General features: G+C 73.7%; 24 protein-coding genes. 16 read left to right on the top strand and 8 right to left on the bottom strand.

Translation table 11 applies throughout. The features are described 5' to 3' along the window. Window positions 1-44 precede the first annotated feature (44 nt). The 6 genes from cobM to cobC are packed head-to-tail and all read left to right on the top strand — an operon-like array spanning window position 45 to window position 6,434. Window positions 45-881, top strand: coding sequence for a precorrin-4 C(11)-methyltransferase (gene cobM / locus ACZ5ID_RS13580; RefSeq protein ID WP_468897030.1), 837 nt, complete (start codon window positions 45-47; stop codon window positions 879-881). Beyond that, window positions 878-2,137, top strand: a complete 1,260-nt coding sequence (gene cbiE / locus ACZ5ID_RS13585; protein WP_468897032.1) for a precorrin-6y C5,15-methyltransferase (decarboxylating) subunit CbiE — start codon at window positions 878-880, stop codon at window positions 2,135-2,137. Before cobM ends, cbiE begins: the two co-directional genes overlap by 4 nt. After that, a complete protein-coding gene (gene cobJ, locus ACZ5ID_RS13590; RefSeq protein ID WP_468897034.1) occupies window positions 2,134-3,846 on the top strand; it encodes a precorrin-3B C(17)-methyltransferase in 1,713 nt (570 codons plus the stop codon). The genes cbiE and cobJ overlap by 4 nt, the downstream gene beginning before the upstream one ends. Further along, window positions 3,843-4,439 (top strand): precorrin-8X methylmutase, encoded by a 597-nt coding sequence (locus ACZ5ID_RS13595; RefSeq protein WP_468897036.1) that lies wholly within the window; start codon window positions 3,843-3,845, stop codon window positions 4,437-4,439. The genes cobJ and ACZ5ID_RS13595 overlap by 4 nt, the downstream gene beginning before the upstream one ends. Next, window positions 4,436-5,347 carry a sirohydrochlorin chelatase gene (locus ACZ5ID_RS13600; RefSeq protein ID WP_468897038.1) on the top strand — a complete coding sequence of 304 codons (912 nt, stop codon included), beginning with the start codon at window positions 4,436-4,438 and terminating at the stop codon, window positions 5,345-5,347. The genes ACZ5ID_RS13595 and ACZ5ID_RS13600 overlap by 4 nt, the downstream gene beginning before the upstream one ends. Then, window positions 5,319-6,434, top strand: coding sequence for an Rv2231c family pyridoxal phosphate-dependent protein CobC (gene cobC / locus ACZ5ID_RS13605; protein WP_468897040.1), 1,116 nt, complete (start codon window positions 5,319-5,321; stop codon window positions 6,432-6,434). The genes ACZ5ID_RS13600 and cobC overlap by 29 nt, the downstream gene beginning before the upstream one ends. A gap of 153 nt (window positions 6,435-6,587) precedes the next feature. On the opposite strand, the gene ACZ5ID_RS13610 is transcribed toward cobC, so the two are convergent. Both ACZ5ID_RS13610 and ACZ5ID_RS13615 read right to left on the bottom strand, forming a co-directional pair. Beyond that, the gene (locus tag ACZ5ID_RS13610; RefSeq protein WP_468897042.1) at window positions 6,588-7,535 is read right to left on the bottom strand and encodes an SCO1860 family LAETG-anchored protein; all 948 of its coding nucleotides are present in this window, start codon (window positions 7,533-7,535) and stop codon (window positions 6,588-6,590) included. A 350-nt stretch (window positions 7,536-7,885) separates the two neighbouring features. Beyond that, window positions 7,886-8,977, bottom strand: a complete 1,092-nt coding sequence (locus ACZ5ID_RS13615) for an amidohydrolase family protein (RefSeq protein WP_468897044.1) — start codon at window positions 8,975-8,977, stop codon at window positions 7,886-7,888. Window positions 8,978-9,066: 89 nt separating this feature from the next. Between ACZ5ID_RS13615 and ACZ5ID_RS13620 the strand changes: the two genes are divergently transcribed. The 6 genes from ACZ5ID_RS13620 (at window position 9,067) to ACZ5ID_RS13645 (ending at window position 14,271) form a co-directional block, all read left to right on the top strand. Beyond that, entirely contained in the window at window positions 9,067-10,164 is a 1,098-nt protein-coding gene (locus tag ACZ5ID_RS13620) for a pyridoxal-phosphate-dependent aminotransferase family protein (protein WP_468897046.1), read from the top strand. 304 nt (window positions 10,165-10,468) lie between these two features. Continuing rightward, window positions 10,469-10,978, top strand: a complete 510-nt coding sequence (ectA, locus tag ACZ5ID_RS13625) for a diaminobutyrate acetyltransferase (RefSeq protein WP_406554982.1) — start codon at window positions 10,469-10,471, stop codon at window positions 10,976-10,978. After that, on the top strand, window positions 10,975-12,249 hold the full coding sequence (gene ectB, locus ACZ5ID_RS13630) for a diaminobutyrate--2-oxoglutarate transaminase (protein ID WP_468897049.1): 1,275 nt from the start codon (window positions 10,975-10,977) through the stop codon (window positions 12,247-12,249). Before ectA ends, ectB begins: the two co-directional genes overlap by 4 nt. A gap of 43 nt (window positions 12,250-12,292) precedes the next feature. Beyond that, the gene (locus tag ACZ5ID_RS13635; RefSeq protein WP_468897051.1) at window positions 12,293-12,697 is read left to right on the top strand and encodes an ectoine synthase; all 405 of its coding nucleotides are present in this window, start codon (window positions 12,293-12,295) and stop codon (window positions 12,695-12,697) included. A gap of 5 nt (window positions 12,698-12,702) precedes the next feature. Further along, window positions 12,703-13,557: an ectoine hydroxylase gene (gene thpD, locus ACZ5ID_RS13640; RefSeq protein ID WP_468897053.1), complete on the top strand. Its 855-nt coding sequence runs from the start codon at window positions 12,703-12,705 to the stop codon at window positions 13,555-13,557. 54 nt (window positions 13,558-13,611) lie between these two features. Then, a complete protein-coding gene (locus ACZ5ID_RS13645; RefSeq protein WP_468897055.1) occupies window positions 13,612-14,271 on the top strand; it encodes a hypothetical protein in 660 nt (219 codons plus the stop codon). On the opposite strand, the gene ACZ5ID_RS13650 is transcribed toward ACZ5ID_RS13645, so the two are convergent. The 4 genes from ACZ5ID_RS13650 to ACZ5ID_RS13665 all read right to left on the bottom strand — a co-directional run bounded on the left by ACZ5ID_RS13650 (window position 14,249) and on the right by ACZ5ID_RS13665 (window position 17,868). Continuing rightward, complete coding sequence (locus tag ACZ5ID_RS13650; protein ID WP_468897057.1) at window positions 14,249-14,440, bottom strand: hypothetical protein; 192 nt, start codon at window positions 14,438-14,440, stop codon at window positions 14,249-14,251. The genes ACZ5ID_RS13645 and ACZ5ID_RS13650 overlap by 23 nt on opposite strands. A 397-nt stretch (window positions 14,441-14,837) precedes the next feature. Continuing rightward, window positions 14,838-15,896 carry an aminotransferase class V-fold PLP-dependent enzyme gene (locus ACZ5ID_RS13655; protein ID WP_468897059.1) on the bottom strand — a complete coding sequence of 353 codons (1,059 nt, stop codon included), beginning with the start codon at window positions 15,894-15,896 and terminating at the stop codon, window positions 14,838-14,840. A 140-nt stretch (window positions 15,897-16,036) separates the two neighbouring features. Beyond that, on the bottom strand, window positions 16,037-16,780 hold the full coding sequence (locus ACZ5ID_RS13660) for a DsbA family oxidoreductase (RefSeq protein ID WP_468897061.1): 744 nt from the start codon (window positions 16,778-16,780) through the stop codon (window positions 16,037-16,039). Window positions 16,781-16,878: 98 nt separating this feature from the next. Next, entirely contained in the window at window positions 16,879-17,868 is a 990-nt protein-coding gene (locus tag ACZ5ID_RS13665) for a GlxA family transcriptional regulator (RefSeq protein WP_468897063.1), read from the bottom strand. A gap of 70 nt (window positions 17,869-17,938) precedes the next feature. On the opposite strand from ACZ5ID_RS13665, the gene ACZ5ID_RS13670 reads away from it, so the two are divergent. Then, the gene (locus tag ACZ5ID_RS13670; protein ID WP_468897065.1) at window positions 17,939-19,435 is read left to right on the top strand and encodes an MFS transporter; all 1,497 of its coding nucleotides are present in this window, start codon (window positions 17,939-17,941) and stop codon (window positions 19,433-19,435) included. Window positions 19,436-19,869: 434 nt separating this feature from the next. Here ACZ5ID_RS13670 and ACZ5ID_RS13675 read toward each other — a convergent pair whose 3' ends face one another. Continuing rightward, window positions 19,870-21,420, bottom strand: a complete 1,551-nt coding sequence (locus ACZ5ID_RS13675) for an aldehyde dehydrogenase (NADP(+)) (protein WP_468897067.1) — start codon at window positions 21,418-21,420, stop codon at window positions 19,870-19,872. A 181-nt stretch (window positions 21,421-21,601) separates the two neighbouring features. On the opposite strand from ACZ5ID_RS13675, the gene ACZ5ID_RS13680 reads away from it, so the two are divergent. From ACZ5ID_RS13680 to ACZ5ID_RS13690, 3 genes are all read left to right on the top strand, one after another. Further along, a complete protein-coding gene (locus ACZ5ID_RS13680; protein WP_358837307.1) occupies window positions 21,602-22,372 on the top strand; it encodes an IclR family transcriptional regulator in 771 nt (256 codons plus the stop codon). A 99-nt stretch (window positions 22,373-22,471) separates the two neighbouring features. Next, on the top strand, window positions 22,472-23,935 hold the full coding sequence (locus ACZ5ID_RS13685; protein WP_468897069.1) for a peptidoglycan D,D-transpeptidase FtsI family protein: 1,464 nt from the start codon (window positions 22,472-22,474) through the stop codon (window positions 23,933-23,935). Between the two features lie 71 nt (window positions 23,936-24,006). Then, complete coding sequence (locus ACZ5ID_RS13690) at window positions 24,007-25,227, top strand: MFS transporter (protein WP_468897071.1); 1,221 nt, start codon at window positions 24,007-24,009, stop codon at window positions 25,225-25,227. A gap of 240 nt (window positions 25,228-25,467) precedes the next feature. Here ACZ5ID_RS13690 and ACZ5ID_RS13695 read toward each other — a convergent pair whose 3' ends face one another. Next, complete coding sequence (locus ACZ5ID_RS13695) at window positions 25,468-26,691, bottom strand: beta-ketoacyl-[acyl-carrier-protein] synthase family protein (RefSeq protein ID WP_468897073.1); 1,224 nt, start codon at window positions 26,689-26,691, stop codon at window positions 25,468-25,470. Window positions 26,692-26,706 lie beyond the last annotated feature (15 nt).

Here is a 26,706-nt window from a genome sequence, read left to right on the forward strand (position 1 = left end):
CATTTCGCTTTACCGACTGTGTGACGTACGAGAGGACCCCTCCCATGGCCGATGCCCCCACCGGCAGGCTGACCGTCGTCGGCGCCGGCCCCGGCGCCGCGGACCTGCTGACGTTCCGTGCCGCCCGGGCGATCGCCGAGGCCGATGTGGTCATCTGGGCCGCGAGCCTGGTGCAGGCCGAGGTCCTGGACCACGCGCGTGAAGGCGCCGAGATCCTGGACTCGGCGGCGATGTCCCTGGAGGACGTCGTCGGCGTCTACGAGCGGGCCGCCCGCGAGGGCCTGAAGGTCGCCCGCATCCACTCCGGCGACCCGGCGCTGTGGGGCGGCACCCAGGAGCAGCTCGACCGGGTGGCGGGCCTGGGCCTGGAGGTCGAGATCATCCCGGGCGTCTCCTCGTTCTCGGCGGTCGCGGCCATCGCGCAGCGCGAGCTGACCGTCCCCGAGGTGGCCCAGTCCGTGATCCTCACCCGCCTGGGCGGCGGCAAGACGCCGATGCCGCCCGGCGAGGAGGTGCGCGAGTTCGCCCGGCACGGCACGACCATGGCCGTCTTCCTGTCCGCGGCCCGCTCCGGGCAGCTGGTGGAGGAGCTGCTGGAGGGCGGCTACCCGACCTCGACCCCGGTCGTCGTGGCGTACCAGGCGACCTGGCCCGAGGAGCTGGTGCTGCGCTGCACGATCGGCACGCTGGAGGAGACCGTCAAGGAGCACAAGCTCTGGAAACACACGCTCTTCCTGGTGGGCCCCGCCCTGTCGGCCTCCGGCACCCGCTCGCACCTCTACCACCCGGGCCACTTCCACGGCTTCCGCCGGGCCGATCCGGCGGCCCGGCGCGCGCTGAAGGCGGAGAAGGCCGAGAAGACCGAGCGCTCCCCGTCATGATCACCGTCATCGGTACGGGGACGGGCGCGCCGCTGGCCCCGGACGCCCTGGCGACGCTCGCCGAGGCCACGCTGGTCACCGGCGCGGCCCGCCATCTCGCGGCGGCCGAGGTCCCGCCGGGCGCCAAGCAGGTGGTGCTCGGTCCGCTGGCGCCCGCCCTCGACGCCATCGCCGAGCACCGCGAGCGGGGCGGCCGGGTCGTGGTGCTGGCCTCCGGCGACCCCGGGTTCTTCGGGATCGTCCGGGCGCTCGCCGAGCGGTTCGGGCCGCGTGAGCTGGACGTACGGCCGGGGACCGCGTCGGTGGCGGTCGCCTTCGCCCGGCTGGGGCTGCCCTGGGACGACGCGCTGGTGGTCAGCGCGCACGGCCGGGACCTGCGGACGGCCGCCAACGTGTGCCGGGCGCACCCCAAGACCGCGGTGCTCACCGGGCCCGGAGCCGGACCCGCCGAGCTCGGCGCGGAGCTCGCCCGCCGGGCGCCCGAGCGTGTCCTCGTGGTCGCGTCGGCCCTGGGCGACCCGCGCCGGGAGCGGCTGGTGCGGGTGACCCCGGCGGAGGCCGCGGCCCGGGAGTGGGACGCGGTCAGTGTGATCCTCTGCCTGGACGAGGAGCAGGTGCTCTCGCCGCTGCGCACGGTCGCGGGCGGCCGTGCCACGCCCGACCGCTGGGCGCTGGAGGAGAGCGCGTTCGCCCACCGCGACTCGATGATCACCAAGGCCGAGGTCCGGGCCCTCGCGCTGGCCCGGATCGGCCCGCGCCTCGGTGATCTGGTCTGGGACATAGGGGCCGGCTCGGGCTCGGTGGCCGTGGAGTGCGCCCGGTTCGGCGCGGCGGCGGTCGCGGTCGAGAAGACCGCCGAGGGCTGCGAGCACGTCCGGGCCAACGCGGCGGCGCACCACGTGGACGTGCGGGTGGTGCACGGCGCGGCGCCCACGGTCCTGTCGGACCTCGCCGATCCGGACGCGGTGTTCATCGGCGGGGGCGGCGGCGAGCTGCCCGCGATCGTGACCGCCTGCGCCCGCCGGGCCCGGCGCACGGTGGTGGTGGCGCTGGCCGCCCTCGACCGTGTTCCGGCGGTGCGGGCGGCGCTGGCCGGGGCCGGTCTGGAGACCGACGGGGTGCTGCTCCAGGCCTCGCGGCTCGCGCCGCTGCCCGGCGATGTGACCCGGCTCGCCGCCGCCAACCCCGTCTTCCTGCTGTGGGGCGACCGCCCCGCACCCTCTGCTGTATCGGTTGTCGAAGGAGCTGTTCAGTGATCGGCCTGATCTCCGCCACCGCGGCGGGCGCCACCGCCCGCGACCGGTTGGCCGCGGCCTGGCCCGGCCGGGTCCGGGTGTACGAAGGACCCGTGCGGGAGGCCGTCGGGCAGGCCTTCGCCGAGTGCGAGGCGCTGGTGTGCTTCCTCGCCACCGGTGCCACGGTCCGGCTGCTCGCCCCGCTCCTGGCGGACAAGGCGTCCGACCCGGGTGTGGTCTGCGTGGACGAGGCCGGGCGTTTCGCGGTCTCCCTGCTCGGGGGCCACGGGGGCGGCGCCAACGCGCTGGCCGACGAGGTCGCCGAAGTCCTCGGCTGTACGCCGGTGGTGACCACGGCGACGGACGCGGTGGGCGTACCGGGCCTGGACACCCTCGGCCTGCCCGTCGAGGGCGCGGTGGCCGCGGTCTCGCGCGCGGTGCTGGACGGCTCGCCGGTGGCGCTGCGGGCGGACGGGGTGTGGCCGCTGCCGGCCCTCCCGCCGAACGTGCGCCCCGACGCCGAGGGCCCCGCCGCGCTCCACCTCACCGACCGGCTGCTGGAACCGGGCCGGGACGAGGCCGTACTGCGGCCGAAGTCCCTGGTCGTCGGCGTCGGCGCGTCCAAGGGCGCCCCCGTGGAGGAGGTGCTCGGCCTGATCGAGGACACCCTCGCGGACGCCGGGCTCAGCGCGCTGAGCGTGGCGGCGCTGGCCACCGTGGACGCGAAGTCCGGGGAGCCGGGCATCGTGGAGGCCGCCTCCCGGCTCGGGGTGCCCCTCACCACGTACAGCGCCGAGGAGCTCGCCGGGATCGAGGTGCCGAACCCCTCGGACGCGCCGCTGGAGGCCGTCGGGACGCCGAGCGTCGCGGAGGCCGCCGCGCTCGCGGGCGGGGGCGAACTGCTGGTGCCCAAGCGGAAGTCGAGCCCCGGGGGGCGGGCCGCGATGGCCACCTGCGCGGTGGTCCGGCGCGCTCCGCGCGGACGGCTCGCGGTCGTCGGGCTCGGGCCCGGCGCCCGGGACCTGCTCACCCCGCGCGCCAGGGACGAGCTGCGGCGGGCCTCGGTGCTCGTCGGGCTCGACCAGTACGTGGACCAGATCCGCGATCTGCTGCGGCCCGGCACCACGGTCCTGGAGTCGGGGCTCGGCGCCGAGGAGGAGCGGGCCCGTACCGCCGTCGCCCAGGCGCGCGCCGGGCACGCGGTCGCGCTGATCGGCTCGGGCGACGCGGGGGTGTACGCGATGGCGTCGCCCGCGCTCGCCGAGGCGGCCGACGACATCGACGTGGTGGGCGTGCCGGGCGTGACGGCCGCGCTGGCCGCCGCCGCGATCCTGGGCGCCCCGCTCGGCCACGACCACGTCTCCATCTCGCTCTCGGACCTGCACACGCCGTGGGAGGTCATCGAGCGCCGCGTCCGGGCGGCGGCCGAGGCGGACCTCGTGGTCACCTTCTACAACCCGCGCAGCCGGGGCCGCGACTGGCAGCTGCCCAAGGCGCTCGGCATCCTCGCCGAGCACCGCGCCCCGCACACCCCGGTCGGCGTGGTGCGCAACGCCTCGCGCCCCGACGAGCGCAGCCGGCTGACCACGCTCGGCACGCTGGACCCGGCGACCGTGGACATGATGACCGTGGTGACCGTGGGCAACACGGCCACCCGGGAGATCGCCGGCCGTATGGTGACGCCGCGCGGCTACCGGTGGCAGACCTCCGCCCCCGGGGAGGCCCGGTGAACCGGCCATGGGAGCGTACGGTCCACCCCATCGAGGTGGAGTCGTACCGGCGGATGCGCGCCCGCCTCGACACCTCCCACCTCGCGCCGCTGACGAGGGCCGTGGTGGAGCGGGTCGTCCACTCCGCCGCCGACCCCGGCTACGCCACGGACCTAGTCATGGACGAGGACGCGCTGGTGAAGGCCCATGCGGCGCTGCACGCCGGGGCGCCGGTCGTCACCGATGTGGAGATGGTCGCGGCCGGGATCACCCGGCGCGAGACGGTCTGCCGGCTCAGGGACGCCGAGTCCGGCCCCGGCCTGACGCGTTCGGCCCACGCCATCCGGCTCGCGTACGAGGAGGTGGGCCCCGGCGCGCTCTGGGTGATCGGCAACGCGCCCACCGCTCTGGAGGAGCTCCTCACCCTCGATGCCGCGCCCGCGCTGGTGATCGGGCTTCCGGTCGGCTTCGTCGGAGCCGTCGAGTCCAAGCAGGCACTGCGGGAGAGCGGCCTGCCCGCAGTCAGCAACGTTTCCGAGAAGGGCGGCTCGGCGGTGGCCTCCGCCGCGCTCAACGCCCTTCTGTACCACCCCCTCGCCAAGGAGAAGCAGTGACCACCCCCCAGACCAAGCCCGCCCTGCTCATCGCCGGGCACGGCACCCGGGACGACGCCGGGGCCGAGGCGTTCCGCGCGTTCGTCGAGGAGCTCGGCCGCCGCAACCCCGAACTGCCCGTCGAGGGCGGCTTCATCGAGCTGTCGCCGCCGCCGCTGGGCGAGGCCGTGACCGCGCTCGTCGAGCAGGGTGTGAAGCGGTTCGCGGCGGTGCCCCTGATGCTGGTGTCGGCCGGGCACGCCAAGGGCGACATCCCGGCCGCGCTCACCCGCGAGAAGGAGCGCCACCCCGGCATCTCCTACACCTACGGTCGCCCGCTCGGGCCGCACCCCTCGCTGCTCGCGGTCCTGGAGCGCCGGGTCGACGAGGTCATCGACGGCCTCGACCGCTCCGAGGTGACGGTCCTCCTCGTCGGCCGGGGCTCCACCGACCCCGACGCCAACTCCGAGGTGCACAAGGCGGCCCGGCTGTTCTGGGAGGGGCGCGGTTACGCGGGTGTGGAGACGGCCTTCGTCTCGCTCGCCGCACCGGACGTGCCGACCGGTCTCGACCGCTGCGAGAAGCTGGGCGCGCGGAAGATCGTCGTCCTGCCGTACTTCCTCTTCACCGGCATCCTGCCGGACCGGGTGCGGCAGCAGACCGAGGAGTGGGCGGCGGCGCACCCCGCGCTCGACGTGCGTTCCGCCGACGTCATCGGCGCGGCCGAGGAGCTGCACGCGCTGGTCATGGAGCGGTACGAGGAGGCGGTGAAGGGGGACCTGCGGATGAACTGCGACTCCTGCGTCTACCGGATCGCGCTGCCCGGATTCGAGGACAAGGTGGGAATGCCCCAGCAGCCCCACTTCCACCCGGACGACGACGGCCAGCATCATCACCACCATGGCAGCCATGCGCACGCACATCACTGAGCACGATCTGCGCCACCACGGGGACGCGGAGGTCCGTGACGCCGGCGCGGGTCTGACCGACCTCGCGGTCAACGTACGGGCGGACACTCCCCCGGAGTGGCTGCGGGAGCGGATCGCCGCGTCCCTGACCGGGCTCGCCGCCTACCCCGACGGGCGGGCGGCGCGGGCGGCGGTCGCGGAGCGGCACGGGCTGCCGGTGGAGCGGGTGCTGCTCACCGCGGGGGCGGCGGAGGCGTTCGTGCTGCTCGCGCGGGCGCTCCCGGTCCGCCACCCGGTGGTGGTGCATCCGCAGTTCACCGAGCCCGAGGCGGCGCTGCGGGACGCCGGGCACGAGGTCGGGCGGGTCCTGCTGCGTCCGCGGGACGGCTTCCGGCTCGACCCGGCGGCCGTCCCCGAGGAGGCGGACCTCGTCGTTCTGGGCAACCCCACCAACCCCACGTCGGTGCTGCACCCCGGCGGCCTCGTCGCCGCGCTGGCCCGGCCCGGCCGGACGCTGGTGGTGGACGAGGCGTTCATGGACGCGGTCCCGGGCGAGCGGGAGGCGCTGGCGGGGCGTACGGACGTGCCGGGCCTGGTGGTCCTGCGCAGCCTCACCAAGACATGGGGCCTGGCGGGCCTGCGGATCGGCTACGTCCTGGCCGAACCGTCGCTGGTGGCCGCGCTGTCCCGGGCCCAGCCGCTGTGGCCCGTCTCCACGCCCGCCCTGGTGGCGGCGGAGGCGTGTGTCTCGCCACGGGCGCTGGCGGAGGCCGAGGAGGCGGCCCAGCGCCTCGCCGCCGACCGGGCGCATCTGGTGGCGGGGCTGGGGGAGTTCGAGGAGGTACGGGTCGTGGAGGCGGCCGAGGGGCCGTTCGTACTGGTCCGGATGGACGCGGCGGTGGAGGTGCGGGCGCGGCTGCGGGGGCTGGGTTTTCTGGCGCGGCGCGGCGACACGTTTCCGGGCCTCGGCCCGGAGTGGCTGCGGCTGGCGGTCCGCGACCGTGCGACGACGAACCGCTTCCTCCAGGCACTGGACCAGGCACTGACGCTGGCATCGGCGGGCGGGGGCCCAGCTTCTCTCCCGCCCCTTCCCGAGTTGCCCGGGTAGGACGCAGGGGCCAGGAGGGGTGGTTGCCGCGCAGTTCCCCGCGCCCCTGGGTAGTAGGGGCGCGGGGAACTGCGCGACAAGCCCCCACCAGCCCGCAGACGCACAGCGTCCCCCGGAGGGTTTCGGGAAGGGGCGGGGCGGGGGCAAAACCCGTTACCCCCTACGCGCCCGCACCACCCCCGCCCCGCCCAGCGCCACCAGCACGACCGCCCCGCCCACCACATAGCCCGTCGACGAACTCCCGCCCGTTTCCGCCAGCTCGGTTTCCGCCGCCGTCTGCGTCCGCACTTCCGTACTCGACGTACGGGCGACCGGGGCGGGGGCCGGCGCCGGGGTCGGGGACTCGCAGGTCGCCTCCCCGAGCGTCACCTCGCCCTCCACCTCCGCCACGTTCAGCTTCAGCGGGTTCACCGACACCCGCAGCCGCAGCGCCGTCGCCGCCGCCGTCCGCGACGTCGTGCGCGTCGACGACAGGTCCAAGGTCACCTCGCCCACTCCCGGCACCGCCACCCGCGTCGTCCCGCCCGTGGTCAGGGTCAGCTTCCTGCCCAGGACCGTCACACCGCCCAGCAGGTTGGACGACGCCTCCGGACGCGCGCCCGCCGCGCAGACCGCCCTGGAGGTCACGTCCTGGACCTCCACCAGGGACAGCAGCGGCAGACCGGGGACGTGCAGCCGGGCGTGGAGCAGACGGGCGGTGCCCTCAGCCCGGCCCGCCCCCACCGTCGCCGTCGCGGTCGCCACGTCCGCCTTCAGGACGTTCACCGGCCGGCCCTTCTCCACGCCGTCGAGCTTCACCTCCAGCGCCGTCTTCCCCGCGGTGCCCGAACCGGCCGGTGCCCGGACCTCGTTGAGCGTGGCCTTCAGAGGGATGTCGACCGTCTTGTTCAGGAGCGACACGTCCAGGCCGGTGCGCAGCACCACCGCGCTCGCCCGGCCCTGGCCGCCGCCCGTGGCCGCGACCGCGCCCGTACCGGTGCCCGGCCCCGGACCCCCGCCCGTCGCGTACGCCGGGACGGGCGTCGCGAGGGCCAGGGAGCCGAGCGTCAGGGCCAGTGCGGCCGAGGTGTGTACGGGCAGGCGGAAGTTGATCGTGTTCACGGTGGTGGAACCCCCACGGGAGACATGAGCCGTCACCGGCGCGCGCCCTCCCACGGGGACTCGTGGGACTCACGTGAGTCAGGGGCGCGCCGGTGACTGGAGACACCGGAATCTTTACGCACGGAGAGTGAAACGGCGGCTACGTGACGTCAGTTCACCCCAAGGGGGGTCGGACCAGCCATCCGTTCGACTTCCCTCGCGCATCCGTTCCCGCACCGGGGCGGGCCCGTCCCCCTCGCGGCGTACGCCGGTGGCCCGTACCGGCGTACGCGCCAATGTGGCCGAAGAAGCCATAACGAGCCGCCGTCCGGACCGTCACCCTCCGCGTCAACTCCCGGCACCGGCTCCCGTCATCCCACGATCCGCCCGTTCAGCACGATCCGGCTCGGCGCCGCGAGCACCCGGACATCCGCCCGCGGGTCCCCCTCGTACACCACGAGGTCCGCCGGAGCGCCCTCCTCCAGGACCGGGCGGCCCAGCCAGGCACGGGCGCCCCAGGCCGTGGCGGAAAGGGCCTCGACCGGCGGGATGCCGGCCTTCACCAGCTCCGCGACCTCCGCCGCGACCAGGCCGTGCGCCATCGAGCCGCCCGCGTCGGTGCCGACGAAGACGGGGATACCGGCGTCGAAGGCCGAGCGGACGGTGTCGTAGCGGCGGGCGTGCAGCCGGCGCATATGGGCCGACCACCGGGGGAACTTGGCCTCCCCGCCGTCCGCGAGGTGCGGGAACGTGGCGATGTTGACCAGGGTCGGGACGATGGCGACGCCCCGCTCGGCGAAGAGCGGAATGGTGTCCTCGGTGAGCCCCGTCGCGTGCTCGACGCAGTCGATGCCCGACTCGACCAGGTCGCGCAGGGAGTCCTCCGCGAAGCAGTGGGCCGTCACCCGGGCGCCCAGCCGGTGCGCCTCGGCGATCGCCGCCGCCACCTCCCCGCGCGGCCAGCACGGCGCGAGGTCGCCCACCTCGCGGTCGATCCAGTCGCCGACCAGCTTCACCCAGCCGTCACCGCGCCGCGCCTCGCGGGCCACGTACGCGACGAGGTCGCCGGGCTCGATCTCATGGGCGTAGTTGCGGATGTAGCGGCGGGTGCGCGCGATGTGGCGGCCCGCCCTGATGATCTTCGGCAGGTCCTCGCGGTCGTCGATCCAGCGGGTGTCGGAGGGCGAGCCGGCGTCGCGCAGCAGCAGGGTGCCCGCCTCCCGGTCCGTCAGCGCCTGCTTCTCGCTGGTCTCGTCGTCGACCGGGCCGTGCCGGTCGAGCCCGACGTGGCAGTGCGCGTCGACCAGACCGGGCAGCGCCCAGCCGGTGACCGTGACGGCGTCCACCGCGCCCGGCGGACGCTCGTAGGTGATCCGGCCGTCCACCGCCCACAGTTCGTCCCGCACCTCCTCCGGGCCGACGAGCACCCGCCCCTTCACATGCAGCACCACGTGATCGCTCATGGTCAGCACTGTACGAGGCGCTGGGTACCCTCGACCGGGTACACCCACCCGGGCACCCGAGCACCCCCTGATGTGAAGAAGGCACCGCTGTGACGCACCCGTTCCTCGATCTGCCCCCGCTGACCGCCGCCCGTTTCGCGGCCATCGAGCGGCGGGTGGCGGCGCTCCTCGCCACCGAGCAGGACGTGGTGATCACCCAGGGCGAGGCGCTGCTGCCGCTGGAGGGCTGCATCCGGGGCGCCGCGCACCCGGGCTCCACCGCGCTGAACGTGGTGACCGGCCCGTACGGCCAGACCTTCGGCGACTGGCTGCGGGACTGCGGTGCCCGCGTGGTCGATCTGGGGGTCCCCTTCCACACGGCCGTCTCCGCCGAGCAGATCGACCGGGCCCTCACCGAGCACCCGGAGATCGACTTCGTCTCCCTGGTGCACGCGGAGGCGGCGACGGGGAACACCAACCCGGTGGCGGAGATCGGCGAGGTGGTGCGCCGGCACGGCGCGCTGTTCATGCTGGACGCGGTGGCTTCGGTGGCCGCCGAGCCGCTGCTGCCGGACGCGTGGGGGGTGGACCTGTGCGTGATCGGCGCACAGAAGGCGATGGGCGGCCCGGCGGGCGTCTCGGCGGTGTCGGTCAGCGAGCGGGCCTGGGCGCGTATGGCCGCGAACCCGAAGGCCCCGCGCCGCTCCTACCTCTCGCTCCTGGACTGGAAGCAGCGCTGGATCGACGGCGGCCGTAAGGCGCTGCTGCACGCCCCGGCCCAGCTGGAGATGCTGGCGCTGGAGGCGTGTGTGGAGCGGATCGAGACGCAGGGCCTGGACGTGGTGATGGCCCGGCACGCCCGCGCCGCCGCCGCGACCCGGGCCGGCGCCTCGGCGCTCGGCGGCGGTCTGCGGCCGTATGTGCACGACGCGCGGGACGCGGCCCCGGTGGCCACGACGCTGCGCGTCCCCCAGGGCGTCGACGCCTCCGAGCTGGTCGCGCGGGCGCTCGCGGCCGACCCCTCGCTGCCGCTTATCGCGGGCGGCGGGGCGCTGGCGAAGGAGATGGTCCGGGTCAACCACTACGGGGCCGACGCCACGGAGGAAACGGTCCGGGGCTCGCTCGTGGCGCTGGGGGCGGCGCTGGGTGCGCGGGGCGTGACGGTCGATACGGAAGCCGCCCTCAAGGCTGTTTCCCAAGCCTGGTGAAACCAACCCGATGACACCTTTACCGCGAACAAATAGCCGGTAAATTCCACTAAACGGGAAGCTGCTTTATCCGGAGCAGCTTCCCGTTTTCTTCTGCCCCAGCCAGTTGATCTCAAACACGCGAATCCAAGAAGGTTTCTCGGGCCCTGAGCAGGTGTGATCGACTCCACATCGGCGCCGTTTTGTCCGGTAATTACCGGATAAATCGCCTCGCGCGTACACCTGCGTGATAACACAGAACAGCGCCGCGCACACCCCCCGGCGGGAATGCGATTTCGATTTCCGCTGGGTAAATTCCCTCCGCATGACCGCCGCACAGACCGTTGTCCATATCGACACCCCACGCGTCGAGGACGGCGCCGCGATCTGGCGTATCGCCCGCGACTCGCAAGTCCTGGACCTCAACTCCTCGTACAGCTATCTCCTCTGGTGCCGTGACTTCGCCGCGACCTCCCTGGTGGCGCGCGACGCCACCGGTGAGCCGATCGCCTTCGTCACCGGCTACGTCCGGCCGGACCGCCCCGGGACGCTCGTCGTCTGGCAGGTCGCCGTCGACCGTGAGCACCGGGGGCGCGGCCTGGCCGGCACCCTCCTCGAAGCGCTGACCGCGAAGGTCACCGACTCGCACGGCGTCGGCTCCGTCGAGACGACCGTGACCCCCGACAACACCGCCTCCGACCGGCTGTTCACCTCCTTCGCCGAGCGGCGCGGCACCGCCCCCCACCGCGAAGTGCTCTTCGACAGCCATCTGTTCCCCGACGAGGGGCACAAGGCGGAAGTCTTGTACCGGATCGACCTGGGAGTACGACTGTGACCATCACCCCGCCCGCGCTGAGCGTCTTCGAGACCGTGGAGTCGGAGGTCCGCAGCTACTGCCGCGGCTGGCCCGCCGTCTTCGACCGCGCCCAGGGCGCCCGGCTGACCGACGAGGACGGCCATGAGTACCTCGACTTCTTCGCGGGGGCCGGCTCACTCAACTACGGACACAACAACCCGGTGCTCAAACGCGCGCTGCTCGACTACCTCGAACGCGACGGCATCACCCACGGCCTCGACATGGCCACCACGTCCAAACGCGCGTTCCTGGAGACGTTCCAGAACGTGATCCTGCGCCCGCGCGACCTGCCGTACAAGGTGATGTTCCCCGGCCCGACCGGCACCAACGCGGTCGAGGCGGCGCTGAAGCTGGCCCGGAAGGTGAAGGGCCGCGAGTCGATCGTCTCCTTCACCAACGCCTTCCACGGCATGTCGCTGGGCTCGCTCGCCGTCACCGGCAACGCCTTCAAGCGGGCCGGGGCCGGCATCCCGCTGGTGCACGGCACGCCGATGCCGTTCGACAACTACCTGGACGGGCAGGTGCCCGACTTCCTGTGGTTCGAGCGGCTCCTTGAGGACCAGGGCTCCGGGCTCAACAAGCCCGCCGCCGTGATCGTCGAGACCGTGCAGGGCGAGGGCGGCATCAACGTGGCGCGGCCCGAGTGGCTGCGCGCCCTCGCCGACCTGTGCCGGCGCCAGGACATGCTGCTGATCGTCGACGACATCCAGATGGGGTGCGGACGCACCGGCGCGTTCTTCTCGTTCGAGGAGGCGGGCATCACCCCGGACATCGTCACCCTGTCCAAGTCGATCAGCGGCTACGGACTGCCCATGTCGCTCTGCCTGTTCAAGCCGGAGCTGGACGTGTGGGAGCCGGGCGAGCACAACGGCACCTTCCGCGGCAACAACCCGGCCTTCGTCACCGCGACCGCGGCCCTTGAGGCGTACTGGTCGGACGGCGGCGCGCTGGAGAAGCAGACCCGGGCCCGCGGCGAGCAGGTCGAGCAGGCGCTGATCTCCATCACCGAGGAGAACCTCGTCGACGTCAAGGAGTACCGCGGCCACGGCCTGGTCTGGGGCCTGGAGTTCCACGACAAGGCGCGGGCGGGCAAGGTCGCGCGGCGCGCCTTCGACCTCGGCCTGCTGGTCGAGACGTCGGGCCCGCAGAGCGAGGTCGTCAAGCTGCTGCCGCCGCTGACCATCACCGAGGACGAGCTCGACGAGGGGCTGCGCACCCTGGCCCGCGCCGTCCGCGAGACGGCCGTCTGACCCGCTCGACCGCCGTACGTACGAGGAAAGAGAGCAACCCCCTGTGATCGTCCGCTCGTTGAAGGACATCGAGAACACCGAACGCCACGTCCGCGCCGCCTCCGGCACCTGGGAGAGCAAGCGGATCGTCCTCGCCCAGGAGAAGGTCGGCTTCTCCCTCCACGAGACGGTCCTGTACGCGGGCACCGAGACGTCGATGTGGTACGCCAACCACATCGAGGCGGTGCTGTGCGTGGAGGGCGAGGCCGAGCTCACCGACCACGAGAGCGGCGAGACCCACTGGATCGAGCCCGGCACGATGTACCTGCTGAACGGCCATGAGCGCCACACCCTGCGCCCCAAGACCGACTTCCGCTGCGTCTGCGTCTTCAACCCGCCCGTCACCGGACGGGAGGACCACGACGAGAACGGCGTCTACCCCCTGCTGACCGAACCCGAGGAGGGCTGATCACCATGCAGGACCTGTACCCCACCCGCGGCGCCGCCGAGGTAGTGACTCCCCGTCAGGACCCGGTCGTCTGGGGCCCGTCCGAGGGCTTCGAGTCCTACGAGAAGGACGGCTTCCTCACCGTCGACCAGCTCCTCGCCGACGACGAGGTGGCCCTCTACCGGCGTGAGCTGGAGCGGATGATCGCCGACCCGGCGATCCGCGCCGACGAGCGGTCCATCGTGGAGCCCCAGTCCCAGTCGGTGCGCTCGGTCTTCGAGGTGCACAAGCTGAGCGAGGTCTTCGCGGGCCTGGTGCGCGACGAGCGCGTGGTCGGCACGGCCCGGCGCATCCTGGGCTCGGACGTGTACGTCCACCAGTCGCGCATCAACGTGAAGCCGGGGTTCGGCGCGTCGGGCTTCTACTGGCACTCGGACTTCGAGACCTGGCACGCCGAGGACGGTCTGCCGAACATGCGAACCGTCTCCGTGTCGATCGCGCTCACCGAGAACCACGACACCAACGGCGGCCTGATGATCATGCCCGGTTCGCACCGGGACTTCCTCGGGTGCGCCGGGGCCACCCCCAAGGACAACTACAAGAAGTCGCTCCAGATGCAGGACGCGGGCACGCCGTCCGACGAGGCGCTCACCAAGATGGCGGACCGGCACGGGATCCGGCTCTTCACCGGACGCGCGGGCTCGGCGACCTGGTTCGACTGCAACTGCATGCACGGCTCCGGTGACAACATCACCCCGTATCCGCGCAGCAACGTCTTCATCGTCTTCAACAGCGTGGAGAACGCGGCGGTCGAGCCGTTCGCGGCCCCGATCCGCCGTCCGGAGTTCATCGGCGCGAGGGACTTCACCCCGGTGCGCTGACCGGGTGCGCGGCTGCCGTCCGGCCGTACGGTGATCGTTGGTACGGTCGGGCGCATGGCTGATGAATCCTCAAGGGCCCCCGTCACTGCGGCCGATGTCGAACACGCCGTACGGCTCTCGGTCACCGCGCTGCGGGCCGGACTGGCCGCGGACTGGGGCGCGCGGGCCGGCTCCCTGGAATGGGACTGCTGGGAGACCGTCGAGCACCTCTCGGACGACCTCTTCGCGTACGCCGTGCAGCTCGGCCCGGAGCAGCCGCCGCTCGACGGCGAGGTGCCGTTCCTGTGGGAGGCGAGGCGTCCCGGCGGGCCGCGCAACGCCGTCCACGCGGACCGCGCGGCCGGGCCCGCCGGGCTCCTGATGACCCTGGAGGCGAGCGGCGCCCTGCTGACCGCGATGGTGCGCACGGTCTCCCCCGAGGTCCGCGCCCACCACTGCTTCGGCGTCTCGGACCCGGAGGGCTTCGCGGCGATGGGCGTCGTCGAGACGCTGCTGCACACCCATGACGTGGCGCAGGGCCTCGGGGTCACCTGGGCGCCGCCCGCCGGGCTGTGCGACCGGGTGCTGGCCCGGCTCTTCCGTGAGGTCCCGGCGGACCCGGACCGGTGGCGCGTACTGCTGTGGGCCACCGGCCGGGCCGACCTGCCGGACCTGCCGCGCCAGGAGTCCTGGCGCTGGTACGGCGAACCGCTCAGTGACGCAGCCAGATCCTGAGCCCGCCGACCGGGGTGAACCCGGCGCGGACGGCCGCCGCGAGGTCGTCGCCGCTCTCGTAGCCGACCACGTCGAGGCCGGGCCGGTGCCGGGCGAGCGTGCCCAGGCAGCCGTCCCAGGCCGCGTCGAGGTCGCCGTCGGCCGCGAAGAGGTTGGAGACACCCACCACCGACGCGCCCGTACTGGCGACGGCTCCGGCGACGATCCGGCCCCCCGTGATCGAGGGCGGCGAAGCTGTCCTTCACCGATGCACCCGGCGAGGCGTCGATCCGCTCCACTGTCTCGCGCTCCCCGGCGCCGGGGCCGAGGGTCACCGCGTCGGGGTAGTACGGCGGGGTGCGCCGGGCGCTGGTCCAGGCGTGGGGGGACCAGGCGCCCGTGATGCCGTGGGCGCGGCAGAGCGCCTCGCACCACTCGGCGTTGTTGCGGGCGGCGGCGCGTACCCGGGTGTCCTGCTCGGTGTCCATGGTCACCGCCGGATCATCACTCCCGCCACCGGGCACTGACCAGTTGTTTTTCCCCCGGCCGGACGGCGGTGGCGGGCGGCGGGGCGCGTCCCGCCGCGCTCACCCCATCGCGCCGAGCACCTCCACCACCCGGTCCACGTCGGCGGACGAGTTGTACAGGTGCACGGCGAACCGCAGGTTCCCGCCCCGCGCGGACGCGTACACCCCCGCCCGCAGCAACTCCGGCCGTGCCCCGCCCAGCCCCGGCACGGCGACGACCGCCGAGTCCTGCGCCACGACCCGGTGCCCGAGTCCGGCGAGTCCCGCCCGCAGCCTCCCCGCCAACGCCATGTCGTGCGCGTGCACGGCCTCGATCCCCACCGCCTCCAGCAGCGCAAGCGACTCCGCGGCGGCGTGGTACGACAGGAACGACGCCGGCTCGTCGTAGCGCCGCGCGCCCCCGGCGAGCGCCCGCACCGGCCCGTAGTTGTCGCTCAGATCCTCCGCCGCGAGCCACCCCGAGTGCAGCGCGGCCAGCCCCTCCTGCGCCTCCTCGGTCACCGTCAGGAACGATGTGCCCCGGGGGCAGGTCAGGAACTTGAAGCCCGCTGTGACGGTGTAGTCGTAGGCGCCCGCGTCGAGCGGCAGCCACCCCGCCGACTGGCTGGCGTCGAGGAGCGTACGGGCCCCGTGCGCCGCCGCCGCGGCCCGTACGGCAGCGAGGTCCGCCACCCGGCCGTCCGCGGACTGGACGGACGAGAACGCCACCAGCGCCGTGTCCGGCCGCACCTCCTCGGCCAGCGACTCCAGCGGCACGTACCGCATCCTGAGGTCACCGCGTACCGCGAAGGGCTGCACCACGGAGCTGAACTCGCCCTCGGGGGCGAGGACTTCGGCTCCCGCGGGCAGCGCGTGGGCGACCAGGGCGACGTGCACCGAGACCGACGAGCCGAGCGCGACCCGGTCGGCGCCGACCCCGACGAGCCGGGCGAACGAGTCCCTGGCGGCGGCGAGCGCCTCGAAGCCGCCCGCTCCGTCGCGGGTGCCCGCCGCGTTCTGCGCCGCGAGCCGCTCGATGGCCTCCACCGCGCGCCGGGGCAGCAGGCCGCAGCTGGAGGTGTTCAGATACGTCGTCTCGGGCGCGAACGCGTCGCCCGACAGGGGCTCCAGGATTTCCATGATCCCACCCTGCGGTCCCCCCGGGCCGGGGTCAATCGGCAAAGGCCCGGGGAACCGCCAACGGCCGCTCGGGGGTTGGGCCGCGCGGAGGGAGCCGCACCCCACGGGTGGGCGCCCCGCCCCGGGCCGCCGTACGAGCGTCAGGCGCCCGGAACCGCGCACCCGTCCGGCCCGCACGCCTCACCCTCGGCACCGGCACCGGCACCGGCACCGGCACCGGCACCGCCCAGCGTGGCGAGGACCGGCGTCCGCTCCTGCCACGCCTGCTCCAGGGCCTGCGTGAACACCTCGGCGGGCTGGCCGCCGGAGATCCCGTACTTGCGGTCGACCACGAAGAACGGCACCGCGTTCGCGCCGAGCGCCGCCGCCTCGTTCTCGTCCGCGCGCACCTCGTCGGCGTACGCGCTCCCGTCGGCGAGCACCGCCCGTACCTCGTCCGCGTCGAGACCGGCCTCGACCGCCAGCTCCAGCAGCACGCCCTCGTCGAAGACCGAGCGCTCCTCGGCGAAGTTGGCCCGGTAGGCGAGGTCGAGCAGCGCCTCCTGGCGGCCCCGGGCCTTGGCCAGGTGGAGCAGCCGGTGGATGTCGAAGGTGTTGCCGTGGTCGCGGCCCTCGATGAGGTAGCCCAGGCCCTCGGCGTGCGCGGTGGAGGCGACGTGCTCCTCCATGCCCCGGGCCTCGTCCAGCGTGCGGCCGTACTTCTCGGCCAGCATCGGGATCACCGGGCCGACCGCCCCCTTGGGACGGCTCGGGTCGAGTTCGAAGGAGCGGTGCACGACCTCGACGCCGTCGCGGTGCGCGAACCCGGCCAGACCCTTCTCGAACCGGGCCTTGCCGATGTAGCACCACGGGCAGGCGATGTCGCTCCAGATCTCGACGCGCATGTCACTTCTCTCCGGTAGTTTGTGTCACTTTCAAGCAACACAACGTACGGGACGGCTTCCGCATTCCCCGGGCACCCGCCCCCGCCGCACTCCCCCGGTCAGGCCGCCGCCTTCTCCAGTCTGCTGAAGGTGGCCCGGTAGGCGCTCGGGGTGAGGCCGGTGCGCCGGACCAGATGGGCGCGGAGCGAGTCGGCACTGCCCAGGCCACTGGCCTCGGCGATCCGGTCCATGGCCAGCGTGGTGGTCTCCAGGAGCTCCTTCGCCCGCTCGATGCGCTGGTGCAGCAGCCACTGCAGCGGGCTGACCCCGCTCTCGGCGTGGAAGCGGCGGGTCAGGGTGCGCACACTCACCCCGGCGTGCCGGGCCAGATCGGTGAGGGTGAGCGGCCTGTCCAGGTTGCGCATCGCCCAGCCCCGGGTGTCGGCGCAGGCCACGCCCCGCTCGGCGGGCAGCGGCGTCTGGGTGAACTGGGTCTGCCCGCCGGGCCGCACCGGGGCGACCAGCGCGGCCCTGGCCACCCGGTTGGCGACGGCCGCGCCGTAGTCGGTCCGGATGATGTGCAGGCACATGTCGATCCCGGCCGCGTATCCCGACGAGGTCATGACGGCCCCGTCCTCCACATAGAGAACGTCGCCCTTGAGGTCGAGCGTCGGATAGCGCCGGCGCAGCTCCTCGGCCAGCTCCCAGTACGTGGTGGCGCTGCGCCCGTCGAGGAGCCCGGCCTCGGCGAGGACGAAGGCGCCGCTGCAGATGGAGGTGATCCGGCACCCGTCGGCGGCGGCCTCGCGGACGGCCTCCACCGTGCGGGGATCGGGTGCGTAGCGCTGCCCCGTCCCCGCGACCAGGACCGTGTCGGCCTCGGCCACGGCGTCCAGGCCCCGGGGCACGTACAGGTCGAGGCCGCCGGTGGTGGCGACCGGACCGGGCTCCGGGGTGCAGACGGTCAGCTCGTACCCCGGGGCGCCGTCGATCTCCACCTTGGCGAAGAGCAGTTCGGGGATGGCGAGGTTGAACATCGACACCGGGGAGGGCGCGACGACGACGACCCGATGGGGTCGCCGCGGGTGGGTCCGCCGGTCGGACTTCATGGCCAGAACCTCCGGATGCATGGCGTTCGGGCCACTACTGTAACCGCGTGCGGATCGCCAGGCTGAGGACATGTCACCCAACGCCGTACGCCAACCCGCGCCCACCGCCGACCCGTTGACCGAAGCGCCGACCGAAGCGCCGGCCGAAGCGCCGACGGACGGGCCGGCCGATCCGTCGACCGGCTCCTCGCCGTTGCCCGCCGGGCCGGCCGCGGCCGGCTCCGAGAGCGCGGCGCCGTCGGAGCCGGCCGCGCGCCGCACCTCCCCCGGTCTCACCCTGGCCGCCGCCCTCCTCGGCTTCGCGCTGATCACACTGGACGCGTCCGTGGTGAACGTGGCGCTGCCCGCGATCGGCTCCGATCTGGGCGGCGGGATGTCGGGCCTCCAGTGGGTGGTCGACGCGTACACGCTCGCCTTCGCGGCGCTGATGCTGTCGACCGGCGCCTTCGCGGACCGGATCGGGTCGGCCCGGGCGTACGCGCTGGGCACGGTCGTCTTCGTCCTCGCCTCGGCCGCCTGCGGTTTCGCCCCCGGTCTGGGGGTGCTCGTCACGGCCCGGGTGGTGCAGGGCACGGCCGCGGCCGTGGTGCTGCCTGCCTCGCTGGCGCTGGTGCGGCAGGCGTACGCCGATCCGGCGCGCCGGGCCCGCGCGGTGGCGCTGTGGGCGGCGGGCGGCTCCGTCGCGGTGGCGCTCGGGCCGGTCGCGGGCGGGGCGCTCACCACGGCGTGGGACTGGCGCGGCATCTTCTTCATCAACCTGCCGCTGGGCCTTGCCGCGCTGGCCCTGACAGCCCGCGCCCCGCGCTCGCGGCGCCGCCCGGCACCGCTGGACCTGCCCGGGCAGCTGACGGCGGTGGTGGCCCTGGCCGCGCTCGCCTTCGCGGTGATCGAGTCCGGCCCGGTGCGGCTGGTGGCGGGCGCGGTGGCGCTGCTCTCCGGGGCGGCGTTCCTGGTGATCGAGTCGCGCGTGGCGCATCCGGTCGTACCGCTCGGTCTGTTCCGTACGCGGACGGTCACGGTGGCGGTGGCGGCCGGTGCCACGGCGAGCTTCGCGTTCTACGGCGTGATCTTCGTCTTCAGTCTGTACTTCCAGCGGGTACGGGGGGAATCGGCGCTGGTGACGGGGCTGATGTTCCTGCCGATGACGGCGCTGATCCCGGTGACCAACGTCCTCTCGGGCAAGCTCTCCGCCCGCTACGGCCCGCGCCGCCCGATGCTGCTGGGCCAGCTCCTGGCGCTGGCGGGCCTGCTCCTGCTCCTCGTCCCCGACGCCGGGACCCCCGCGCTGCTGGTGTCCGTCCTCCTGATCCCCCTGGCCCTGGGCTGCGCCCTGGCGGTCCCGGCCCTGACGGCGGCGATGATGGAGTCCCTCCCGCAGGACCGGGCGGGCCTGGCAGCCGGCGTCCTGAACGCGGCCCGCCAGGTGGCGGGCGCGCTGAGCGTGGCGTTCTGCGGGGCGCTGGTGTCCGGGGACGGGGCGGGATTCGTGTCCGGGATGCGGGTGGGGATGGGGGTTGCGGCGGGGCTGATGGGGGTGACGGTGCTGGTGACGCGGGGGCGCCGGTGAGCCAGGGGATCGCCTGCGGGCCGGGCCTGGCCTGGCCCTCCGGGGGTGCGAAGGTCGTCTGCGGGCCGGGCCCGGGCCTTCCTGGGGTGCGAAGGTCGTCTGCGGGCCGGTGGGGCTGGTCGCGCAGTTCCCCGCGCCCCTTGGGGGGCTGGGGCTCGGCCCGGGAAGGGCCTGCGGGGCAGGCTGCGGAATTCGCCTGCGGACCATCTGCGGCCGAGCGCGCAGTTCCCCGCGCCCCCAGGTGCCCAGGGGCGCGGGGAACTGCGCGGGTGCCCCAGCACGGCCCGCAGACGAAGGGACCGCCCCGAGGGCCGCAGGCCCGCCCAGGGGCGCGGGGAACTGCGCGAGCAACCCAGCACGGCCCGCAGACGAAAGAAGCCCCAGCACGGCCCGCGGGCGGAAACAGGCGCCCCCCCGGAGGGCCCCCGGAGGGTTTAGGGAAGGGGCGGGGAGGGGGCCTCCCACCGCCCGTCAACCCACCGCGGAACCCCCGCACCCCCCTCCCGCAACTCCCCCGGCAACAACCCCTCCGGCACATCCTGATACGTCACCGGCCGCAGCCACCGCTCCACCGCCGTCGCCCCCACCGACGTGGACGTCGACGTCGTCGCCGGGTAGGGACCGCCGTGGTGCTGGGCGGGCGCCACCGCCACGCCCGTCGGCCACCCGTCCACCAGGACCCGTCCCGCGAGCCCCGTCAGGGTGGCGAGCAGCGACGCCGCCGCGCCGCCGTCGCGCCCCGCTCCCTCCCCCTCCGACAGGTGCAGCGTCGCCGTCAGGTTCCCCGGCAGCCGCGAGAGCACCGCTCCGATCTCGGACGGGTGCTCATACCGCGCCACCACCGTCACCGGCCCGAAGCACTCCTCCAGGAGCAGATCGTGCGGGCCCTGCGCGGCCAGCGCGGACGCCGCGACCGTCAGGAAGCCCGCGCTGACCGTGTGCTCCCCGCCGGACCCGGGCGTGACCGGCGCACCGACCCCCTCCAGCGCGGCCCGTGAGGCGACCCCGGCCACGAACGCGTCCCGCATCCGGTGGTCCAGCATCACCCCCGCCTCCGCGTCGCTCACCGTCGCCGTCAGCGCCTTCAGCAGCGCGTCGCCGCCCGGCCCGGCCGGCGCGAGCACGAAGCCCGGCTTGGTGCAGAACTGGCCGACGCCCAGCGTCATCGAGGCACCCAGCCCCGCGCCGATCGACTCGCCCCGCTCCTCCGCCGCGGCCTGGGTGACCACGACCGGGTTCAGCGACCCGAGCTCGCCGTGGAAGGGGATCGGCACCGGCCGGGCCGCCGCCGCGTCGAAGAGGGCGCGACCGCCCCGTACCGAACCGGTGAAGCCGGCCGCCGCGACCAGCGGGTGGCGCACCAGCGCGATCCCGGCGTCGAAGCCGTGGACGAGCGCCACCACCTCCTGCGGCAGCCCGACCCGTACCGCCGCCCGCCGCAGCAGTGAGACGCACAGCTCGGAGGTGGCCGGGTGGGCCGGGTGGGCCTTGACGACGACCGGGCACCCGGCCGCGAGCGCGCTCGCGGTGTCCCCGCCGGGGACGGAGAAGGCGAGCGGGAAGTTGGACGCCGAGTACACCGCGACCACGCCCAGCGGCACCTTCATCCGCCGCAGGTCCGGCCACGGCGGGGTGCGGCCGGCGTCGGCGTGGTCGATGCGGATGTCGAGGAAGGAGCCCTCGTCCACCACGTCCGCGAAGGCCCGCAACTGGGCGGTGGTCCGGGCGAGTTCCCCGGTGAGCCGGACCGGCCCGAGGGCGGTCTCGGCGTCGGCGGCCTCCACCACGTGCTCCGCGGCCTCGTCGAGCAGTTCGGCTGCGGTCCGCAGCAGGGCCGCCCGTACGCCCCGGTCGGCGAGCGCGTCGCGCACGGACCACGCGGCCCGCACCGCCTCGTCGACCTCGCGCTCGGACGCCTCCGCCGCGACTTGCTCCCGCGGCTTCCCGGTACGGGGGTCGACACTCCAGACTGGTGCTGTGCTCACCGCTATGTCCTTCCGGCTTTCCGGTCCTGCCGAGGTCCCTGGCGGTCGTCCCGCTGATCCTGCTCCGCCCACCAGGGTTTGTTCGGTATTCTGAACAGAGTTCCTGCTGATGAATATGCTGGACTCTATTGACGGGCGTTCTGCGTTGGCAAGACGCGCAGACAAGAAGGGGCGAGGTCGGATGTCGGCTGTCGAGACAGGTGGGGCCCAGGTCAAGTCCGCCGTGCGTACGGTGGAACTGCTGGAGTACTTCGCGGGGCGCCCCGGAATGCACTCCCTCGCGGCGGTGCAGGAGGCGGTCGGCTACCCCAAGTCCAGCCTCTACATGCTGCTGCGCACCCTGGTGGAGCTCGGCTGGGTGGAGACCGACGCCACCGGCACGCGGTACGGCATCGGCGTCCGCGCCCTGCTGGTGGGCACCTCGTACATCGACGGCGACGAGGTCGTCGCGGCTGCCCGGCCGACGCTGGACCGGCTCTCCGACGACACCACGGAGACCATCCACCTCGCCCGCCTCGACGGCACCAACGTGGTCTACCTCGCGACCCGCCAGTCCCAGCACTATCTGCGCCCCTTCACCCGCGTCGGCCGCCGGCTGCCCGCCCACTCGACCTCGCTGGGCAAGGCGCTGCTGGCCACCCACAGCGACGAGCAGGTGCGCAAGCTGCTCCCGGAGACCCTTCAGCAGCTGACCGAGAACACCATCACCGACCGCGAGAAGCTCATCGAGGAACTGCACCAGATCCGCGAGCAGGGGTACGCGGTGGACCGCGAGGAGAACACCCTGGGGCTGCGCTGCTTCGGTGTCGCGATCCCCTACCGCACCCCCGCACGCGACGCGATCAGCTGCTCGGTGCCGGTGGCGCGGCTGACCCCGGCGCACGAGCAGATGGTGAAGGACGCCCTGTTCGACGCGCGCGACCGGCTGACGCTGGCCACCCGCCGGCTCTGACCCCGCGCGCGGCCCGGGCGGCTGCGGGGTCATGAGAGGTTTCTGAGAAAAGCGGCCAAAGGGAACGATTCACGGCATCCGGCACGTCCTCTGTGCGGGATGAACAAGACAATCAGGCGCAGCGCGGTCCTCTGTCTGCTCACGGTGCTGGCCCTTCTGGGCCGGGCCACCTATGTGCAGTTCTACCAAGGCCGGGCGCTCGCGGACGACAAGCTGAACCGGCGGAACACCATCGCGCGGTACGCGAACCCGCTCGGTGACATCATCGTGGCCGGCTCCCCCATCACCGGATCGGTGCGGACGACCGGCGGCGATCTGGCGTACAAACGCGCGTACAAGGACGGTGAGCTGTACGCGGCCGTGACCGGCTACAGCTCGCAGGTGTACGGCGCGACCCAGTTGGAGGGGATCTACGGCAAGGTGCTGGACGGCACCGACACCCGGATGAAGGACCCGCTCTCGGCGCTCACCGGCGAGCGGGCACCCGGGGGCGACGTGCTGACCACCATCGACCCCGCGGTGCAGAAGGCCGGTTACGAGGCGCTGGGCGGCAAGAAGGGCGCGGCCGTCGCCATCGACCCGCAGACCGGCCGCATCCTCGGCATGGTTTCGACGCCCTCGTACGACCCGTCGAAGATCGCGGGTTCGGCGGACGGCGCCGCCTGGAAGGCGCTGTCGGAGGACCCGGACAAGCCGATGGTCAACCGGGCGCTGCGCCAGCCGCTGCCGCCGGGTTCGACCTTCAAGCTGGTGGTGGCGGCTGCGGCGCTGGAGAACGGCCTCTATCCGTCGGTGGACACGAGGACCGACAGCCCCAGTCCGTACACCCTGCCCGGCACCCGGACCGTGCTGACCAACGAGAACCCGTCCGCCCCGTGCGAGAACGCCACGATCCGTACGGCGCTCCGGTACTCGTGCAACAACGTCTTCGCGAAGCTGGCGGACCGGCTCGGCCAGGACAGGGTCAGGGCCACGGCGGAGAAGTTCGGTTTCAACGACGCCGAGCAGGACGTACCGGTGCGGGCCTCGGCGAGTGTGTATCCGAAGGGTTCCGAGAAAATGGACCGGGCGCAGACCGCGCTGACCGGTATCGGCCAGTTCGATGTGACGGCGACTCCGCTCCAGATGGCCATGGTGTCCGCCGCTATAGCCAATGATGGGGTCATGGCGTCGCCGCATATGGTCTCCAAGGTGACGGATGCGGAGGGCACGACCCTTCAGTCGTACGCGGACGGCGACGGCAAGCGGATCGTCTCCTCGGAGACCGCCCGCCAGTTGCGCTCCGCGATGGTGACGGTCGTCGAGGAGGGCACCGGCTCCAACGCCAGGGTGAGCGGCGCCGAGGTCGGCGGCAAGACGGGCACGGCCCAGCACGGCGTGGGCAACTCCAAGACGCCGTACGCCTGGTTCACGTCGTACGCCAAGGACTTGGCCACCGGCAAGCAGGTCGCCGTGGCCGTGCTCGTCGAGGACTCCGGCGCGGCCCGCTCGGAGGTGAGCGGCAACGGCCTGGCGGCGCCGGTGGCTCAGAAGATGATGGGGGCGGCCCTGCGGGCGTCCTAAGGTGTCGGGGCGGGCGGGAATAGGGCGTCCGCCGGATCCGTCCCGGCCGCCTCACCGGCGAGATTTCCCCTGTGAACACCACAGGTGCGAAGAGCGCGGCCCGGGGCGGTCCGCTGAGAAGGGTCCTGGCGGACCGCGACGCGGGGCTGTATCTGACCGGGGTGGTGGTGTCCGGGTTCGGGTCGTCGGCGATGTGGCTGACGGCCGGGATCTGGACCAAGTCCCTGACCGGCTCCGACGCGTTGGCGGCGCTCACCGTCTTCACCATGTGGGCGCCGACCCTGGTCGGACCGCTGCTCGGCACGGTCGCGGACCGGGTGCGCCGCCGTCCGCTCCTGGTGGGGCTGAACCTCGCGTCGGCGGTCCTGCTGATGGCGCTGCTCGCGCTGGACACGGCGGGCCGGATCTGGATCCTGTTCGCGGTGCTGGCGCTGTACGGCGTGAACGGCGTCATCCAGGACGCGGCCGAGGCGGCCCTGGTGGCCGCCGCCGTCGACCGCGATCTGCTGGGCGACTTCAACGGCCTGCGGATGACGGCCAACGAGGGCATGAAGCTGGTCGCCCCGCTGGCGGGGGCGGGTCTGTACGCGCGGTACGGCGGCCAGGCGGTGGCGGTCCTGGACGCGGTGACGTTCCTCCTGGCGGCGGGGATCTTCGCGTTGATACGGGTACGGGAGGCGCGGCCGGCGCCCGGTGGCCACTGGCTGGCCGATACGGCGGAGGGAACGCGTACGGTGTGGCGCTCGCCGGTGCTGCGGCCCCTGGTGCTGGCGGGCGCGGCGACGATGCTGTGCGCCGGTCTGAACGGTGCGGCGATCTACGCGGTGACCGACGAACGGCTCGGCCACTCGGCGACGTTCGTGGGTGTGCTGTACACGGTGCAGGGCGTGGGCTCGGTGGCCTCCGGGCTGCTCGCGGGTCCGCTCCTGCGCCGCCTGGCCGCCCACCGCTACGCCGCGGCCGGTATCGCGGTGTTCGCGGTGTCGGTGTGCGCGCGGGTCCTGCCCTACGACGCGGTGGCGCTGGCGTGCGGCGCGGGAATCGGGCTGGGGCTGCCGTGCGTGCTGGTGGCGTCGATGACGGCGGTCCAGCGGTCGGTCCCGGACGCGGTGCTCGGCCGCACGGCGTCGACGGCGAACACGCTGCTGTTCGTACCGAACGCGGTGGGGCTGGGGGTCGGTGCGGGGCTGGTGGGGGTGCTGGGGGTGGAGGTGCTGCTACCGCTGGTGGCCGCGGCGGCCCTGGCCACGTCCCTGACGCTGCGCTCCCCAACCGGACCGACCCCGAACTGACCTGCGGGGCGGCGCCATCGGCCCGCGCTGTTCACCCCTGAAGGGCCTGCGCCCCACAGCCCGTACCCCGGCCGCCTGGCGCCTTCTTTGGCCCGCGGACCGTGCCGGACTGCTGGCACGGTTCCCCGCACCCGCACCCCCCTAGGGGCGCGGGGAACTGCGCGACCAGGCCCAACGGACCCGCACGTCAGCGCGAACCCGGACCGGGGTGGAAGGGGCCTTCGGCCCCTCCGGGAGGGATCACGCGGCCGTCCGCCGCAGGACCAGACTCACGTTGTGCCCTCCGAAACCGAAGGAGTTGGCCAGCGCCGCATCCCACGCACCCGCCCGGTTCGCCCCCGCCACCACATCCAGCTCCACCGCCGGATCCAGCCGGTCGAGGTTGCGCGTCGCCGGGACCGTGCCGTCGTGGAGGGCGAGCAGGGCCGCCATCGCGCCCACCGCCCCGGACGCGCCGAGCATATGACCGGTCATCGACTTCGTCGCGGTGACCACCGCGTGCGTGCCGATCGCCCGCGCCACCGCCTCCGCCTCGGCCAGGTCGCCCGACGGAGTCGACGTGGCGTGCGCGTGCACCACGCCGATGTCGGCGGGGCTCAGACCGGCGTCCCGCAGCGCCGTCCCGATCGCCCGCACCTGGCCCGCCACGTCCGACGCGGTGATGTGGTCGGCGCTGGAGGTCACGGCCGCCCCCGCCACCGCCCCGTACACCCGCGCCCGCCGCGCCCGCGCGAAGGAGGCCCGCTCCAGGACCAGGATGCCCGCGCCCTCCCCCATCACGAAGCCGCTGCGGTCCGCGTCGAACGGCCGGGACACCGCCTCGGGGTCGTGCTCCTGCGGCGACAGCGCCTTCATCTGCGCGAACGCGGCGAGCGTGAACGGGTGCAGACAGGCCTCGGTGCCACCGGCGACCACCACGTCGGCCCGGCCCGCGCGGATGAGATCGAGGCCCATCGCGATGGCCTCGGCCCCGGACGCGCAGGCGCTCACGGGCGTGCGCGCCCCTCCCCGCGCCTTGAGGTCCATGGAGACCCAGGCCGCGGGCCCGTTGGGCATCAGCATCGGCACGGCGTAGGGCGAGAGCCTGCGCGCGCCGCCCTTCTCGTACGTGTCGTCCTGACCGAGCGTGGTCAGTACGCCGCCGGTGCCGGTGCCGATCACCACCGCCAGCCGCTCGGGCTCCACCTCGGGGGTGCCCGCGTCCCGCCACGCCTCGCGGGAGCTGATCAGCGCCAGTTGTTCGCATCGATCAAGGCGCCGCGCCTCCACCCGGGGCAGCAGGGTGGCCGGGTCGACGGGCAGCCCGGCCGCCACCCGGACCGGCAGGTCCGCCGCCCACTCCTCGGTGAGCAGGGAGACCCCGGACTTGCCGGCGAGCAGACCGGCCCAGGTGGACCCGGCGTCCGTGCCGATCGGGGTGATCGCTCCCAGCCCGGTCACCACTACATCTTCATGATCGTTCATGCCCTCGACCCTGCC

This window comes from Streptomyces sp. NPDC031670 (assembly GCF_055580545.1).